Origin of the sequence: Hymenobacter sp. DG25B, assembly GCF_000801315.1 — a bacterium.
Taxonomy (GTDB): Bacteria; Bacteroidota; Bacteroidia; order Cytophagales; family Hymenobacteraceae; genus Hymenobacter.
Genome location: NZ_CP010054.1, coordinates 2,294,701 through 2,310,584 on the forward strand (window position 1 = coordinate 2,294,701; position 15,884 = coordinate 2,310,584).

At 55.8% G+C, this 15,884-nt stretch carries 18 protein-coding genes; 5 read left to right on the plus strand and 13 right to left on the minus strand.

The features are described from left to right. Positions 1-129 precede the first annotated feature (129 nt). The 8 genes from mnmE to PK28_RS09750 all read right to left on the minus strand — a co-directional run bounded on the left by mnmE (position 130) and on the right by PK28_RS09750 (position 7,152). Positions 130-1,521 carry a tRNA uridine-5-carboxymethylaminomethyl(34) synthesis GTPase MnmE gene (gene mnmE, locus PK28_RS09715; protein ID WP_082017056.1) on the minus strand — a complete coding sequence of 464 codons (1,392 nt, stop codon included), beginning with the start codon at positions 1,519-1,521 and terminating at the stop codon, positions 130-132. Positions 1,522-1,601: 80 nt separating this feature from the next. Then, positions 1,602-2,261, minus strand: coding sequence for a metal-dependent transcriptional regulator (locus PK28_RS09720; RefSeq protein WP_044516769.1), 660 nt, complete (start codon positions 2,259-2,261; stop codon positions 1,602-1,604). A gap of 121 nt (positions 2,262-2,382) precedes the next feature. Next, positions 2,383-3,393, minus strand: a complete 1,011-nt coding sequence (locus tag PK28_RS09725; RefSeq protein WP_044513545.1) for a 3-oxoacyl-ACP synthase III family protein — start codon at positions 3,391-3,393, stop codon at positions 2,383-2,385. A gap of 99 nt (positions 3,394-3,492) precedes the next feature. After that, the gene (locus PK28_RS09730) at positions 3,493-4,638 is read right to left on the minus strand and encodes a glycosyltransferase (RefSeq protein WP_048825835.1); all 1,146 of its coding nucleotides are present in this window, start codon (positions 4,636-4,638) and stop codon (positions 3,493-3,495) included. Positions 4,639-4,766: 128 nt separating this feature from the next. Then, positions 4,767-5,210, minus strand: coding sequence for a CHRD domain-containing protein (locus PK28_RS09735; protein WP_044513546.1), 444 nt, complete (start codon positions 5,208-5,210; stop codon positions 4,767-4,769). Positions 5,211-5,249: 39 nt separating this feature from the next. Beyond that, entirely contained in the window at positions 5,250-6,176 is a 927-nt protein-coding gene (locus PK28_RS09740; protein ID WP_044513547.1) for a DUF5777 family beta-barrel protein, read from the minus strand. Between the two features lie 11 nt (positions 6,177-6,187). Next, positions 6,188-6,766 (minus strand): YceI family protein, encoded by a 579-nt coding sequence (locus PK28_RS09745; protein ID WP_044513548.1) that lies wholly within the window; start codon positions 6,764-6,766, stop codon positions 6,188-6,190. A gap of 23 nt (positions 6,767-6,789) precedes the next feature. After that, positions 6,790-7,152, minus strand: a complete 363-nt coding sequence (locus PK28_RS09750; protein WP_048825839.1) for a hypothetical protein — start codon at positions 7,150-7,152, stop codon at positions 6,790-6,792. 302 nt (positions 7,153-7,454) lie between these two features. On the opposite strand from PK28_RS09750, the gene PK28_RS09755 reads away from it, so the two are divergent. Continuing rightward, positions 7,455-8,270 (plus strand): 2,3,4,5-tetrahydropyridine-2,6-dicarboxylate N-succinyltransferase, encoded by an 816-nt coding sequence (locus PK28_RS09755; RefSeq protein WP_044513549.1) that lies wholly within the window; start codon positions 7,455-7,457, stop codon positions 8,268-8,270. A gap of 122 nt (positions 8,271-8,392) precedes the next feature. Here PK28_RS09755 and msrA read toward each other — a convergent pair whose 3' ends face one another. Both msrA and PK28_RS09765 read right to left on the minus strand, forming a co-directional pair. Then, positions 8,393-8,923: a peptide-methionine (S)-S-oxide reductase MsrA gene (msrA, locus tag PK28_RS09760; protein ID WP_044513550.1), complete on the minus strand. Its 531-nt coding sequence runs from the start codon at positions 8,921-8,923 to the stop codon at positions 8,393-8,395. Between the two features lie 216 nt (positions 8,924-9,139). Beyond that, on the minus strand, positions 9,140-10,033 hold the full coding sequence (locus tag PK28_RS09765; RefSeq protein ID WP_044513551.1) for a 3-hydroxyacyl-CoA dehydrogenase family protein: 894 nt from the start codon (positions 10,031-10,033) through the stop codon (positions 9,140-9,142). A 336-nt stretch (positions 10,034-10,369) separates the two neighbouring features. Here PK28_RS09765 and PK28_RS20435 point away from each other — a divergent pair, with 336 nt between their 5' ends. Beyond that, entirely contained in the window at positions 10,370-10,531 is a 162-nt protein-coding gene (locus PK28_RS20435) for a lmo0937 family membrane protein (protein ID WP_121237170.1), read from the plus strand. Positions 10,532-10,628: 97 nt separating this feature from the next. Here the strand turns inward: PK28_RS20435 and PK28_RS09770 are convergent, their stop codons facing one another. Both PK28_RS09770 and PK28_RS09775 read right to left on the minus strand, forming a co-directional pair. Beyond that, entirely contained in the window at positions 10,629-11,411 is a 783-nt protein-coding gene (locus tag PK28_RS09770) for a hypothetical protein (protein WP_156126333.1), read from the minus strand. A 15-nt stretch (positions 11,412-11,426) separates the two neighbouring features. After that, on the minus strand, positions 11,427-13,049 hold the full coding sequence (locus PK28_RS09775; RefSeq protein ID WP_044513553.1) for an ABC-F family ATP-binding cassette domain-containing protein: 1,623 nt from the start codon (positions 13,047-13,049) through the stop codon (positions 11,427-11,429). 343 nt (positions 13,050-13,392) lie between these two features. Here PK28_RS09775 and PK28_RS09780 point away from each other — a divergent pair, with 343 nt between their 5' ends. Further along, a complete protein-coding gene (locus PK28_RS09780; protein ID WP_082017057.1) occupies positions 13,393-13,863 on the plus strand; it encodes a DUF4199 domain-containing protein in 471 nt (156 codons plus the stop codon). Positions 13,864-14,092: 229 nt separating this feature from the next. Further along, positions 14,093-14,497 (plus strand): hypothetical protein, encoded by a 405-nt coding sequence (locus PK28_RS09785; RefSeq protein WP_044513555.1) that lies wholly within the window; start codon positions 14,093-14,095, stop codon positions 14,495-14,497. A gap of 58 nt (positions 14,498-14,555) precedes the next feature. On the opposite strand, the gene PK28_RS09790 is transcribed toward PK28_RS09785, so the two are convergent. Beyond that, on the minus strand, positions 14,556-14,951 hold the full coding sequence (locus PK28_RS09790; RefSeq protein ID WP_044513556.1) for a hypothetical protein: 396 nt from the start codon (positions 14,949-14,951) through the stop codon (positions 14,556-14,558). Between the two features lie 119 nt (positions 14,952-15,070). Between PK28_RS09790 and PK28_RS09795 the strand changes: the two genes are divergently transcribed. Further along, entirely contained in the window at positions 15,071-15,874 is an 804-nt protein-coding gene (locus PK28_RS09795) for a murein L,D-transpeptidase catalytic domain family protein (protein ID WP_048826367.1), read from the plus strand. The last annotated feature ends 10 nt before the right edge of the window (positions 15,875-15,884 follow it).

A 15,884-nucleotide genomic window follows, 5' to 3' on the forward strand; every position in this document is an offset into this window, starting at 1 on the left:
GCACGTTATACTACAAACCAGCCCGGCGGTTGTTCAGCGAAGGTTGCAAAAATATTCGCTATGCCGACAATACCGTAATAGTTGAGCTGTTTCTGCAAAGATTTCTGAAAAATACCACTCGATAACCTGCTATTTGCCAATGCAGAACTGGGTGAAAATGCTCGTTAGCAGGTCATCAGAGGATATTTCGCCGGTAATTTCTCCTAACGATGCCAGGGCCCGCCGCAGGTCCGCGGCCAGCAGCTCCGTGCCCTGGTTGTTGGCCAACCCCTGCAGTACCGCATCCAAAGAATCCAGGGAGGCTTCCAGACTGCGGGCATGGCGCAGGTTGGTTACAATAGTAGCGGTGCCGGTACGATCCAGGCCTGCCCCACGCACTTTTTGCAGCAGCGCTTCCTTTAGCTCCTCCAGCCCGGCCCCGGTAGCGGCGGCTATCGGCAGCACGTAGGGCAGGTTCGCAAAGGCAGCCAAGGCATCCGAAGTAGCTATATCGGCTTTATTGGCCACGGCCAGCACCGGTATCCTTTCCTGAGGGTTTAGCGCCTGCAGCTCGGCCGTTAGTTCCTCGGGCGTGGTGGTGGAAAGATCAAACAGGTAAATAAGCAGGGCGGCCTTCTGCACGCGCTGCAGCGTGCGCTCCACACCAATAGACTCCACTACATCCGTGGTTTCGCGCAGTCCGGCCGTATCCACAAACCGAAACCGAATACCCTCAATGCTTACTTCGTCCTCAATAAAGTCGCGGGTAGTGCCCGGCACCGCCGATACAATGGCGCGCTCTTCATTGAGCAACGCATTCAGTAGGGTGGATTTTCCGGCGTTGGGCTTGCCGGCAATTACGGTGGTTACGCCGTTTTTAATAACGTTGCCCAGCTCAAAGGAGCGGAGCAGCTGCCGGATAATGGTTTGCAGCTCCTGCAGCAGGCGCAGCATACCGGAGCGGTCAGCAAACTCCACATCTTCTTCCCCAAAATCCAGCTCCAGCTCCAGCAGGGCGGCAAACTGCACCAGGCGGCCGCGCAGGGCTTTCAATTCCTGGGAGAAGCCGCCGCGCATCTGCTGCATGGCCACCTGGTGGGAAAGAGCAGAGTCGGCGGCAATGAGGTCGGCCACGGCTTCGGCCTGGGCCAGATCGAAGGCGCCATTCAGGAAAGCGCGCTTGGTAAACTCGCCGGCTTCGGCCAGGCGCGCGCCGTTGCGGGTCAGCAGTGCCAGCAGTTCCTGCACAATGTAGTCGGAGCCATGGCAGCTGATTTCCACCACGTCTTCGCGGGTGTAGGAGTGCGGCGCCCGAAACAGGGAAACTACCACCTCATCCAGAATGCGGCCCTGGTCGCGCACTGTGCCAAAGTGCAGGGTGTGCGAAGGCTGGGCGGCCAAGTTCTTCCCGGCAAACACCTCATCGGTCAGGGCAACGGCCTGCGGACCGGAGAGGCGCACCAGCGCAATAGCACCCGCGCCGGGCGGCGTGGACAGCGCCACAATGGTATCAGAAAGCGAAGGGGGCAACAAGCTGGCCACGGCAGGAAGAATATAAAATCAGAAGAAAAAGGAAGCAAAGTCCACGCGGTGCCATCAGCAGAAAAACCGAATGTTGTTGCTTAACCGGCCACGTACAAATTGCGGCTTACCTCCGCAGAAAGTAATTGAGTTGAAGTGTGGTTTATTTTGATTTGCAGAGAGTTATCGAAGTGAATCTTATCTATTACTTCAACTTGACAACCCAGGCGCAAGCCAATCTTATCCAGGTACTGCAGGAAAGCTACGTTGGTGTTGCCTACCGCTACTACGGTGCCGTGCTCCCCGGCGTGCAGGTCGGCCACCAGGCGGTGGCGCGGGTGGTGCACGGAGCCATCTTCAGCGGGGATTGGGTCGCCGTGGGGGTCGGTTTGTGGGAAGCCCAGGTATTCATCCAGGCGGCGAATAAGCAAGGGGGACTGCAGGTGTTCCATTTCCTCGGCCACATCGTGCACCTCATCCCAGGTGAAGCCCAGCTTTTCTACCAGAAATACTTCCCACAGCCGGTGCTTCCGGATAGTGAGCAAAGCCAGCCGCCGGCCTTCCTCCGAAAGCGAGACGCCGCGGTAGCGCTGGTAGTGTAGCAGGCCTTTTTCACCCAGCCGCCGGAGCATATCCGTTACGGAAGCGGGCCGCGTCTGCAGGGCCTCTGCAATGCTGTTGGTGCTAACATCGGTGCCCGGTGCTGCTTCCGAAAGCTTATAGATGGCCTTCAGGTAATTTTCCTCGGTGAAGCTTGGCAAGTTCTTGTGGTATGTTTGGCGCTCAGGCGTAGACAAAGGTCTGAAAAAAAGCGAGGCAGGCGAAAATCACCTGCCTCGTCTCTTCCAGAAATCAGTAAGGGCCTCTTTTAGCAGGATAAGGCTACCAGCGAATCAGGGCGGAGGCCCAGGTGAAGCCGGAGCCGAAGGCGGCCAGGCACACCAGGTCGCCGCGCTTAATGCGGCCTTCCTGCACGGCTTCACTCAGGGCAATGGGCACGGAGGCGGCCGTGGTATTGCCGTAACGCTGCACGTTGCTGTACACTTTATCATCGGGTAGGCCCATTTTCTGCTGCACGTATTGTGTAATGCGCAGGTTGGCCTGGTGCGGAATCAGCATATCAATATCGGTAGACTGATAGCCGTTCTGGTCAAGGGCTTCTTTGATGACCTGCGGGAAGCGGACTACGGCGTGCTTAAACACGTTCTGGCCGTTCATGTAAGGGTACATCTCCAGCGGGTTATCAATGGAGCGCTGCACGCGGTTCTCAAAGTTGGAGCCAGGCTCCTTCACAATCAACTCCTCGGCATACTCGCCCTGGGAGTGCAGGTGCGTGCTCAGAATGCCGCGGCCTTCTTCGGTGGTGGGGCGCAGCACTACCGCACCGGCACCATCCCCAAAAATGACCGAAACGGCCCGCCCGCGGGTGGACTTATCCAGCCCGGAGGAGTGAATCTCAGAGCCTACTACCAGCACGGTATCATACATGCCGGTTTTCACGAACTGGTCGGCCACCGACAGGGCATAGATGAAGCCGGAGCACTGGTTGCGGACATCCAGAGCCGGAATAGTAGCCTTGATACCCAACTCCCGCTGCATGAGCACGCCCGAACCCGGGAAAACATAGTCGGGCGAGAGAGTCGCGAAAACAATCAGCTGCACATCATCGGGGGTGAGGCCGGCCATTTCCAGGGCCTTGCGCGAGGCATTGGCGCCCATGTTGGCCGTGGTGTCTTTGCCTTCCACAAACCAGCGCCGCTCCCGGATGCCGGTGCGCTCCTGAATCCACTCATCGGTGGTTTCCATGATTTGCGTGATGTCGGCGTTGGTCACAACCCGGTCGGGCACGTAGTGACCTACGCCGGCAATTTCTGAATGTCGGAGAGTGTTCATAAAAGGGGAGGGATTTGCGGGGCAGGAAGGGCGAAGGAATGAAACGAATGTAAAGAATTTCGCCTATCTGCCCCGTAAACGGGGCGCAAAGGTCGGTAGTTACTCTATAGTTTCCACTATGGACCACAATTTAGCTCCTTCGGCTGCCCAAAAGGCATCTGCTGGAACGCCCGCCGGATAAAAAACACCGCTCAGTAGCTGGTTACGCACTTCGGCCGCCTTGGAGGCATCCGTGAAATCAACCACAATACCTGCCTGATGCCTGGCAACCAGCGCCCCCCACAACGCATTGTTAGGAATAGCTACCGGTAGTCCCAATGCCAGGTACTCAAACAGCTTGGTTGGGATACAGCGCCAGGAGCTGGGGTGCGAGTGATAGGGTAGCAAACCTACCTGGCTGCGGCCAATAGCCGCCACAACCTGAGCGTGCGGTACGGGCGTAGCGCCACCCACCAAGGTAACAGCACCATGGGTTGCGGCAATGGCTGCCTGCAAGCGCAGCAGAAGCTCCTGTTGCTGGGCATAGCCGATGATGGTCAGGTGTGCTTCTGGCCAAACCTTGCGCAGAGACAAGGTAAAAGCTATGGCCTCAAATACCCCATTCAGCTCGGAGATAGTACCGGAGTACAGAAGCTCCAGCGTCTGCCCGGGCACTAACCGCACCGGCGTGGCGCGCGTCAGCACCTGGCCCAGCGGCTGGTATTTGTTTTCCAGCACGATGGTACGGTCCGGGCGGGCAAACGGCAGCTCTTCGGCGTAGCTGCGTTCGGCCAGAATAATGCGGGCGGCAAAGCGGGCGGCCAGGGTCTCCATTCCGCGCACGGCCGCGGCCAGCAGACCCCGCAGCCAGGCCGGATACACGCGTTGTGTTTTTATATTGAGGGCATAATTCTCCCGCACATCATATATAAAGCGTCGGTTGTGACCCAGGGCCCGCCAGAGCAGCGTGAGCGGTAGCAACTCCGGGGCATGTACTATGCACAAATCAGGTTGGAGGTGCTGCAGGAGTTGCCAGTACCGGCGCTGCGCCTGCAGCCGGGCCAGGCTTAGGCGAGTGCCGGACAGCAGTATATGTGCGTGCAGATTAGCAGGGGCATGGGGGGGCATGGGCGCGGCGCGCCCGGCTACGTGCACCCGCATATTGGGGTGCTCGGCCAGGGTGCGGCCAAACTTCTCATACATGCGCGTGTCGTCCAGTGGCTTGAGCACCGAGGCCAGTAAAATCGTGCGGATTCGGCGGGACACAGGAGAAACAGGCAAAATAGAAATGATGCGGGCGGGCAAAACAGGCCACCATACCAGCCGGTAAGATACACGAAAACCACCTTGCCAGCTGGCAAGGTGGTTTTACCTGGTGCTTTCTAAACAGGGAATTACTTTACCATAATGTTGCCGCGGATTTCGCCGCTAGGGTTGGCAGAAGTATGGAAGTTCACGTAAAAATTGCCCTTCAGCAACTCAGCAGCATCAGCTTCCGACAGGGTTGCCGTGCCTGTGATGGGCGAGGTTACGCTGGAGAAAGGCACTACAACCGGGCCGTTGGAGCCGGGAGCGGCCGCATGAATATGGCCGGCGCTGGGCGTGAAACCCTGGTAGGTAACGGTGTAGGTCAGTACGCGGCTCATTTTATCATAAGTGCCGGTAAAATTGCCTGAGCCGGCGGAGGTAACGGCGGGCACTTCCTGCTGGCCATTAATAGTGGCTTCCAGTTTAGTAGTGCTGGGAGCAGCGTCATCATCATCGTCTTTTTTGCAGCCGGTGAATGCCACGGCGCCCATCAACAACACAGCCAGCAGAGAAGAGGAAAGCTTTTTCATAATAGGTAAATGGTTAAAAAGGGGAAAAAGTGAAAAGGGTTATTTGCGGAATTTATCCTGCGGACGCAGGGTAAAGTTGCGGTTCACGTTGAAGCCGAAATACAGGTCGCCTTTGAAGAAATTGCCCTGCGTGCCTGCCACGAAGAACTTTTCAATCATGCCCTGGGAGTTGGTCACGTGCAGCTGGAACACGTGGCCACCGGTTTCAATATCAAAGCCCACGGCCAGGGAGTTGCGCACTTCACTGGGCTTGTTGGCGGGCACCAGATAGTAGTATTCCAGATTGAGCGAGGTGCGCTTGGTGAGTTTCTGGCGCCCACCGAAACCAATGGCATACACATCGTGCTGGTCCTGCTCGGTGGCCACCAGGTTGCGGTGAATAAGCGTAGGCATGAGCTGCAGGGATAGCTCCGGGCTAAACTTGCGCGCAATCAGGGCCTGGTAGGAGTAGGTCATGCGCCGCGTGAGGGTGCGCTCTACCTGGTCGTTGTATTTCAGGGTGGTGAGGGCCGAGCTGGCAAACAGCGTCACGGAAACCGGCATTGGATGTGCGCCGGTGGTTTGGCGCAGGGCCTTGTATTTCACAAAGCTGTCGAGGGTTTTTTCCAGGGAGCTGCGCCCTACGCCAATTGTGAGCCGGTCAGTGAAGCCATATTCCAGTCCCAGCCGAATAGTAGCCTGATCGAGTCCAAAGAAGTTGTAAGCGCCGCTGTTCAGAGTGCCAAACCGGTGCGAAATCAGAAACACCATAGTGCCCTGGCCGGGCGTTTGAATGGTATGGCCGTTGATGAGGCGGGAGCTTTTGAAGGTGGCATCTACCACCGAGGAGCCGGTAGGGGGTGGCGTCTGCTCTTCCAGCTGGTTCAGCAAATCATCCTGGGCCTGGGCCGGGGTAGCTACCAGAGCGCCCAGTACAAGCAGAAGCGCGGCCAGGGAGCCGGGCAGAAAAGTGTAGAGTTTACGCATTGCGTAATAGGTTAAGGTTGGGCAAGAGTAACAGGAGAGACAGGGTCGCAGGCCATGGACACGCGGATGGTGACTACTTTGGCAATGTGCTCCCGCACCAGCAGGGGCACGTCAATGCCGTAATCGGCGGGGGCTACGCTGAACAGGGTGTGTACCAGCAGGCGGCCGCTGGCCACTTCCAAGGAGCCCGTGGTTTGCACCTTGCGGGTAATACCGTGCAGGGTCAGGTCGCCTTCCACGGCCACTCGCTGGGCCCCGCCTTTGTGCAGCTGGTCTACATTCAGGTTGGTTACGCGCCCCTTGAAAGTGGCTTTCGGGAAGCGGTCCGACTCCATATAGTTTTCGTTGAAGTGCTCCTGCATCAGGGTGCGCTTGAACTCGAACGAGCGAATGGGAATAGCAAAAGCTACCTGGGCCGTTTGCATATCCAGTAAAGCGGCGGCCTGTGAGGTTTTGGCTTCAATATCTTCCATGATGCTCACGGAAAAGAAGCTTACCGTACCGGTACGGGTAGAATAGCGTTGGGCGGAGGCCGAAGAAGAAACCCCCAAAAGCAACGCCATGCACAGCCAGGAGTAGCAGTGTTTCATGGGTGCGGGAAAGAGGAGAAAAGTTAATTCTGGGGGGCGCCGGCATCTACCCACTTTTCCAGCAGGGCAATGTCGCAGGCCGAGAGCTTGGCGCCGTCTTTGGGCATCTGGAGGTAGCCGGGGGAGTGCTTTACCACGCCCAGCAGCTGGCCGCTGGCCGCCCGCTGGCTGAGCTCCGTATAATCTTCCAGATTAACCGCGCCGGAGCGCAGGGCCGCGCTGTGGCAGCTTAGGCAGTTGCGGGTTAGCAGGGGCTGAATATTCTGCGAGTAGCTCACCAGAGCAGGCGTAACGCACACGGGCTGCGGGTCACTTACCTTGTCGGCCACATCATAGGCGCAACCGGAAAGCAGCAGGGCAAGTAGGGAGAAAGAGTAGCGGTTCATTGCAAAGGCAGGAGGGTAGTAGTAGGGCGCGGCAGAAGGATAAATCCCGATTGGCGCTACCTACGCCATGGTTTAGGTAACTGGATTTAGAGGTAGAAAAATTTGTAATAATTTTTTCTGATTGGACTTTTTCACCCTCGGTTTACTATACATGTTGCTACATTATTTTGTTTAACATTTTGTGTAAAAAAGTTCCACAAATATTATTTCGCCATTTTTCTGCTGAGATAATGAGCTGGTTATTTCAGCCATACAGCAACAAGGACTAGCTTTGCCGCCCATTCACTCTGACCATTTTTTGCATGTCTGATTTGCAAACCCTTATAGAAGCGGCCTGGAACGACCGTAGCCTGCTGCAGCAATCCGCCACCACCGATGCCATTCACCACGTAATAGAAGAGCTGGATAAAGGCCGCCTGCGCGTGGCCCAGCCCGTGGGCGAGGACTGGCAGGTGAATGACTGGGTGAAAAAGGCCGTTATCCTCTATTTCCCCATCCGCCAGATGGAAACCATCGAAGTCGGCCCATTTGAGTTCCGCGACAAAATGCGCCTCAAAACCGACTACGAGCAGCAGGGTGTGCGCGTGGTGCCGCCGGCCGTGGCCCGCTACGGTGCTTATCTGGCTCCCGGTGTTATCATGATGCCCAGCTACGTGAACATTGGCGCCTGGGTAGGCGAAGGCACGATGGTAGATACCTGGGCCACGGTAGGCTCCTGCGCCCAGATTGGCTCCGGCGTGCACCTGAGCGGCGGCGTGGGCATTGGCGGGGTGCTGGAGCCCGTGCAGGCTGCCCCGGTTATCATTGAAGATGGCGCCTTCATTGGCTCGCGCAGCATTCTGGTAGAGGGCTGCCGCGTGGGCAAGGAAGCCGTAATCGGGGCCGGCGTCACCATCACCGGCAGTACCAAGATTATTGACGTAACGGGCCCGGAGCCCAAGGAATATAAAGGCTTTGTACCGGCCCGCTCCGTAGTCATTCCCGGCTCCTATGCCAAGCAATTTGCCGCCGGTGAGTACCACGTGCCCTGCGCCCTTATCATTGGCCAGCGCAAGCCCAGCACGGATCTGAAAACTTCCCTGAATGATGCCCTGCGCGAGCATGGCGTAGCCGTTTAAATCACAGATTCTTCGGATTTTGTAGATGCTATCAACTCAAAGAAAAAGCCTCGCAATCTGCGAGGCTTTTTCTTTGAGTTGATATGCTTGAAAGACCTTACGGCATTCAAAGGAATCCTTTTTTATGCTTTGAGCTTCTCACCAAATACTGCTTTCACTTTATCTACTTTCGGCTTTACTACAAACTGGCAGTAGGGCTGCGTGCCATTCAGGTTGAAGTAGTTCTGGTGGTAGTCTTCGGCAGGGTAGAATACTTTTAACGGCTCTATTTCCGTCACAATGGGGCTTTCGAAAGCATGGGCCTCGTTCAGCTTTTGCTTGTAGGCTTCGGCCAGGCGTTTCTGCTCCTCGTTGTGGTAGTAAATGCCGGAGCGGTACTGGGTGCCCACATCATTACCCTGGCGGTTAAGCGTGGTAGGGTCGTGGGTTTTCCAAAACACCTCCAGCAGCTCCTCAAAGCTGATCTGGGTCGGGTCGAAAGTAATCTGCGTTACTTCGTTATGACCTGTCAGCCCACTGCACACCTCTTTATAGGTAGGGTTGGGAATGCGGCCCCCGGTATAGCCGGATACTACTTTTTCTACCCCTTTTAAATTCTGAAAAACGGCTTCTACGCACCAGAAGCACCCGGCACCAAACGTTGCTTGTTCCATTCTATGTATAAGTAGCTGAAGTGTAAATACTGAGTCATGCATCTGCCAAGCTGCAGGCAATATGCCAAAGCCGCAGATACATGCTTTGTCAGCTAAACACGCAAACCCTACGTTAAGGTTTGCCGGGCTCAAACATCCTGGCAAGCAAAAGGCCTCGCATGGTGCGAGGCCTTTTGCTTTGGTCCTATTATATAATGCAGCCAGCAGGCCGGTAGATTAGCTTTTCTTAAACCGGTCAGCCAGCACCAGCTCTTTAGTGCCGTGCGTCCAGGAATAGAATCCCTCGCCCGATTTTGCGCCCAGGCGACCGGCCATTACCATGTTTACCAGCAGGGGGCAGGGAGCATATTTCGGGTTGCCCAGGCCCTCGTGCAACACGCGCAGAATAGCCAGGCATACATCCAGGCCAATAAAGTCAGCAAGCTGCAGGGGGCCCATGGGGTGGGCCATACCCAGCTTCATCACCGTGTCAATTTCCTCTACGCCCGCCACACCTTCAAATAAGGTATAGATAGCCTCGTTGATCATGGGCATCAGAATGCGGTTGGCCACAAAGCCGGGGTAGTCATTCACCTCCGTGGGGGTTTTGCCCAACTGCCGCGAGAGGTCCATTACCTTTTGCGTTACGGCATCGGATGTGGCATACCCGCGGATTACCTCCACCAGCTTCATCACGGGCACGGGGTTCATGAAGTGCATGCCAATTACCTGCTCCGGGCGCTTGGTTACCGCGGCTATTTTGGTAATGGAGATGGAAGAGGTGTTGGAGGCCAGAATAGCGCCCTGGGGCGCGTGCTGGTCCAGGTCGCGGAAGATCTGCAGCTTCAGCTCCACGTTTTCCGTGGCTGCTTCTACTACCAGCTCCACGTTGCGCACGCCTTCGGCCACCGAGGTATAGGTGGTGATATTGCCCAGGGTAGTGGCTTTGTCGGCCTCGCTAAGCGAGCCTTTCGCCACCTGGCGGTCCAGGTTTTTGGCAATAGTGCCCAGCGCCCGGTCCAGCGCAGCCTGGTTAATATCAATCAGAGCAACCGGAAATCCGTGCTGCGCAAACACGTGGGCAATGCCATTGCCCATGGTGCCAGAGCCAATTACGGCAACATTCATCATGGAGGAGTGGGGATTTTGGGTGGGTATTCGAAAGAGAAATGCCCTTTCAGGGGCACAAAGCTAACCCGAAATCCTGCTCACCCAACCCTGATAGCAAGTGCAGAGGCACGCTTGATTAAAAATTCATTAACGCCCAAATTGTTTATAAATGGCTGCTTTTTAGCTTGTTTAAGAGATATATAGAATTATTGCTGAATATTTTTATGCCTCAATTATATCCTTTTACCCATAGCCCCGTACAAATCCGCATATCATCCTTAAAGCACATTTTCATCCGGAAAAAGTGCCTAATGATGGTGGTTCTCTCCCTTCCACTTCCAACCACATTTTATCATCATGGGAAATCTCCTGTATATCATCGCGGTGATTCTGATCATCATCTGGGCCCTTGGCTTCCTTGGCTTCAACAGCTTCGGCATGGGCAACCTGATTCACATTCTGCTGGTTATTGCCATTATCGCCATTGTGCTGCGTTTGATTCGTGGCGGCACGGTGTAACCGAAGCTACCGCTTACCCGGGCTTATCTTAGGATAAGCCACCAACAAAAAGGGCCGCTCAACTGAGCGGCCCTTTTTGTTGGGTATTGCAGTCTGCTTATCTCAGATCAAACAGGAAGCTGAAACGAATAACGGGCTGGCCATAGATATCATCCAGCCCATCATTGAAGTTATAAAGCACCGTAATGTCGCCGGCGGCCCGGTTGCCGAACTGCTGGCGGTAGCCGGCGCCCAGCAGGGGCGTGGTTATCGTCTTTTTGCCGGTGTACAGCTGCCCGGTCATATTATCCTGGTAGAGCTGCTCGGCCCGGGTTACTTCATACTCACCGTGCAGGAAAAACTCCCGGAACACGATGAACTGCGCAAAGCCTTTCACGCCAATATTATGCAGCTGCACACTGTTGGGGTAGCCGTACTGGCGCACCGCATAATCCGGAAACGAGTAGTTATTGAAGCTGTAGCTGAGGCCGGGACCCACGGCCAACCGCTCCGTTACCCGGTAGCCAATGGCCGGCGCCAGGCTCAGGCTGAACTGGCTACCCTCGTAGGGGTTGCTGCTGAAGCCTAAACCAAAGTTAGAGTACAGGAAGTATTTGCTCTTGGGCGCCTCGGCTTGCTTGGGCTGGGGCGGCAATTCCAATCCGGATGGACTGTCCTTGCTGGGCTGGGGAAATTGCTCTGTGGGAGCTGGTACGGGCACCTGCTGCTGGGGCTGCGGCTGTTGAGGCTGCGGTTGTGGCACTTGCACAGGAGCCGCCGGCGGGGCCGTATTCAACTGGGGCTTTACCGTACGGGTGCTATCCGTACGCTGCGCCTGAACGGTGGGCGCCGCCAGCAGCACAAAGCCGCTGCACAAAGCCGTAAGCAGAAGATGTTTCATAACCGGATAACGGGCTTAGGATACGAGTTGATACATGCGCTGACGCTGCACCTTTATGTTTTCATCGGCCAGGTACTCTTCATAATGCATGCGGCGGTCGATGATGCCATCCGGCGTCAACTCAATAATACGATTAGCTACGGTTTCCACCACCTGTAAGTCGTGCGAGGCAAAGATCAGCGAGCCATTAAACTCCTGAAGGGAGTTGTTCAGGGCCGTGATGCTTTCCAGGTCCAGGTGGTTCGTGGGGTCGTCCATTACCAGCACGTTGCCGCCTTCCATCATCATTTTGGACAGCATGCAGCGCACTTTCTCGCCACCGCTCAGCACATTGGATTTCTTCTGAGACTCTTCCCCCGAGAATAGCATGCGACCCAGGAAGCCCCGGATAAAGGATTCGTCCTTCTCCACGCTATACTGGCGCAGCCAGTCCACCAGGTTCAGGTCGGTATCGAAAAACTTTTCGTTTTCCTTGGGGAAATAGCTGGGCGTGATGGTGGTGCCCCACTTAAAAGTGCCGGTTTTGGGCTGGGTCTGCTCAAACAGGATGTCGAACAGGAGGGATGCAGCCCGGTCGTCGCGGCTGATGATGGCCACTTTGTCTTTCTTATCGAGGGAGAAAGACACGTTGCGGAAAATCGTTTGTCCGTCTACCGAGGCGCTCAGGTTTTCCACCGTGAGCAGCTGGTTGCCGGCTTCGCGCTCAGGCTTGAAGGCTATGTAAGGGTACTTGCGCGACGAAGGCTTGATTTCCTCCAGCGTAAGCTTCTGCAGCAATTTCTGGCGCGAAGTAGCCTGCTTGGACTTGGAAGCGTTGGCCGAGAACCGGCGCACAAATTCTTCCAGTTCCTTGCGCTTGTCTTCGGTCTTTTTATTGATGTCCTGGCGCTGACGCAAAGCCAGCTGCGACGACTCGTACCAGAACGAGTAGTTGCCGGGGTACATCGTGATTTTCGAGAAGTCCAGGTCGGCCATGTAGTTACACACGGCATCCAGGAAGTGGCGGTCGTGGCTGACCACAATTACCGTGTTCTGGAACGAGTCCAGGAAGTTCTCCAGCCAGAGCACCGTTTCGGCGTCCAGGCCGTTGGTGGGTTCGTCCAGCAGCAGCACGTCGGGGTTGCCGAACAGGGCCTGGGCCAACAGCACGCGCACCTTATCGGAGGTGCCCAGGTCGCTCATTAAGGTGTGGTGCTTGTCTTCGCCAATGCCCAGGCCGGACAGCAGTTCGGCCGCTTCGTACTCGGCATTCCAGCCTTCCAGGTCAGCAAACTCGCCTTCCAGCACGGCAGCCCGCTCGCCGTCGGCGTCGGAGAAGTCGGCTTTGGCGTAGAGGGCGTCTTTCTCCTCCATTACCTTCCATAGGCGCGTGTGGCCCATAATCACGGTCTGGAGTACGGGGAAGGCATCGTAGGCAAACTGGTTCTGCTTCAGTACCGACAAACGCGCGCCCTTCGGCATGTCCACGGAGCCGGTGTTAGGCTCAATTTCGCCGGAAAGAATCTTCAGAAAGGTAGACTTACCCGCGCCGTTAGCCCCAATGAGGCCATACACGTTGCCGGGCATGAATTTGATGGTTACATCTTCAAACAATACGCGCTTTCCATAGCGCAAGCTCACATTCGTGGTACTGATCATATAATGGGAAAGACTAAAAGCAGAAAAATGGTCCGGTGAGCCTGGTGGCGCTTAACGGCCCGCAAAGGTACGAAAAAATGCCCGCTGCTGAGCTAACCAGCCCAGCTTCAGGTGCTAAGAAACACTGCTTTCTGTTTTTTGGCTCCCTCAGTGTCAAGTGTTTGCTATCAGGCGGGGGGCAGGCCGCAACCGCGGAAAATTCTAGGGCGCTAACACAACAACCACACAGTGAAAGTAGTATAGTAAAAAGCCTTTATTGCCAACGCGCTGTTGCCCGGAATAGGTGAGGTATCGGTGGCAGGCGCGTTTTCTTGACCCTTCCATCCGTTTACACTTCCCTGTTATGAGCGACGTTCGGATTACACCGGAAAACAATGGAATTCGATATGGCCTGTACACGGCTGCGGCCATGCTGGTTTACTTCCTCATAGCCACCTTGCTGGGGTATGCCGACCGGATTGAGCTAAGCTACCTGAACGCGCTGATAATGGCCGTGGGCATCTGTGCCGCTATTGCGCGCTTTAAACGGGCGCGTGATGGGCGTATTGCCTATCTGCAGGGATTTGGAACGGGCATTCTCACAGCCATTGTGGCGTCCGTGGCTTTTGGGTTTTGCTTTATCATCTACGTCATCATCAACCCAGGCCTCATGGATCAGCTGCGGGCCAGCGACCTGTTCGGCTTTGATTTGTCGGTGACCATAGCTTTCCTGGCTATTATCCTGCAGGGTGCCATGTCAGGGGTTATCATCTCCCTGATTGCCATGCAGTATTTCAAGAGCCCCGACCACATGCCCATGGAAGGCGTGGAATAAGGGTTCAAAAGTTTGATTTCAAAGCCGCTTCCTACCGGGAAGCGGCTTTTTTCGTGCTTTTCCCGCCTAAACAGTCGTAAAAATTAATATGATTTAAATTTGTTTATTTTATATTTTGTTTATATTTTTAGTTGTCGGGTTAAGGCTGAGTTTCGGAACTAATCTGCCCGCTAGCCGCTTTACTAAACACCTTTTGCATCCAATTCTTTCCGCTCTTTCTACCACCGTTATGAAATCCCTTTTGAGTTTCCTGGTGCTGATCTGGAGCGCCACCGGTCAGGTTTCGGCTCAATCCAGCGACCGGCTCGCGGAGCTGCCCACCCCGGCCAATAACCGCATGCTGCACCTGCGTGCCATTATTCTGACCCGGGACATGAGCCGCACTCTCCAGCTGAACGACACTCAGTATGAGCGTTTGCGCGTGATTAACCAAACGCGCCTGGCCCGGCAGGATGAGATTCTGTGGCTTTATCAGGATGACCCCGCGCAGCAGCGGGCCCGTTTATCGGAGCTGGACCTCTACTATGAGCAGCAGTGCCGCCGTATTCTCACGCCGGCCCAGCTGGACCAGTTCATTCAGGTACAACAACCCGCCGAGCCCGAAACTGACCCTCACGAGAATGGCCTCGGCTAAAAACAAAAAAGGCGGCTCCCTATTGGAGCCGCCTTTTTTTATGCATAACCAGGCTGGTTTACTGAACAGCAGCCGTGGGAATAATGACCTCAGAAACCCGGCCCAGGGGGTCAAAACGCAACATAACCTGCGCACCGTTTCCGGTGGGGCGGTTGGGGGCACATTGCGCCCCCGGCTGCACATAATAAAAGTATACTTTCTCCGTTTGAGTGGAAAGCTCCAGTCGGTCGGGCCGGCCCAGGAGCTGCTCTACGGCGGCCGTGCGGGCTCCATAGAGCTCATCCCGTCCTTTATCCAGCGCCGCCAATTGGGCGCGCCGCTGGTCCTGGCAGGCAAAAGCATCCTGGCGCCAGGCTGCCGCGTCAAAACCGGCAATAGTCGAAATTCCGTGTCCGCACCCGCTCAGCAGAAAGGTGCTTAGCATCACAAAAGCAAAAACGAACCGATAGGCCATAGGGAACCAAGAACAGTTTCCCCGACGTTGGGGAGCCATGCGGCGCTAAAATACTATTTTTGTATTCCCTGCGCTCCGTTCTAACCCTGACTTCCGAAGCTCTGCCGTTTATGCGCTCCATGCCCACTGTCTTCGCCAGCCTGTTTTTCTCGCTGCTTTCGCTGTCTACTTCCGTATCGGTTACGGCTACGGAAACAGCCTTTTACAAGCCCTCCCGGGGCAACAAAGGCGACCTGAGCGACGCCCGGCGTATGCTGTATCTGGCCGCTTTTGAGGAGGATATGGTGCGCAGCTATGCTGCCGCAGGCTTAACTGTTACTGGTCTGCAGCCCGCAGTATACCGCAAAGCATTATTGGGATACTACAATTTGCGGCAGCGCAACCCGGCTTCTCCCATCCGGCCGGTACTAACAATAATTGATTTCAGCCGCCCCAGCTCGCAAAAGCGCCTGTGGGTAATTGACCTGGAGCACAACCGCCTGCTACACCATACCTTGGTAGCGCACGGCAAGAATACCGGCGAAAACATGGCCCGCACCTTCTCCAACCGGCCAGGCTCGGAGATGAGCAGCGTGGGTTTTTTTCTTACGGGCCCTACCTACACCGGCAAGCACGGCCTTTCCCTCAAGTTGCGCGGCATGGATGCCGCCTACAATTCCAACGTAACGGAGCGGGCAGTAGTAGTGCACGGCGCCGACTATGTAAGCGAGCAGTTTGTGCGGCAGCACGGCCGCCTGGGCCGCAGCCAGGGATGCCCGGCCTTGCCGGCCAACCAGTCCTCGGCTATTATTCAGGATATCAAGCGGGGTACGGTTATCTACGCCCATGCGCCGGAGCAGGTAGAGTATAGCTCCAACTGGCTCACCATAGATTCTGCCCTTTCCTTTTACGCGCAGCAGCGTGGCCTGGCAACCGGCAGTTAATCAGTAATAT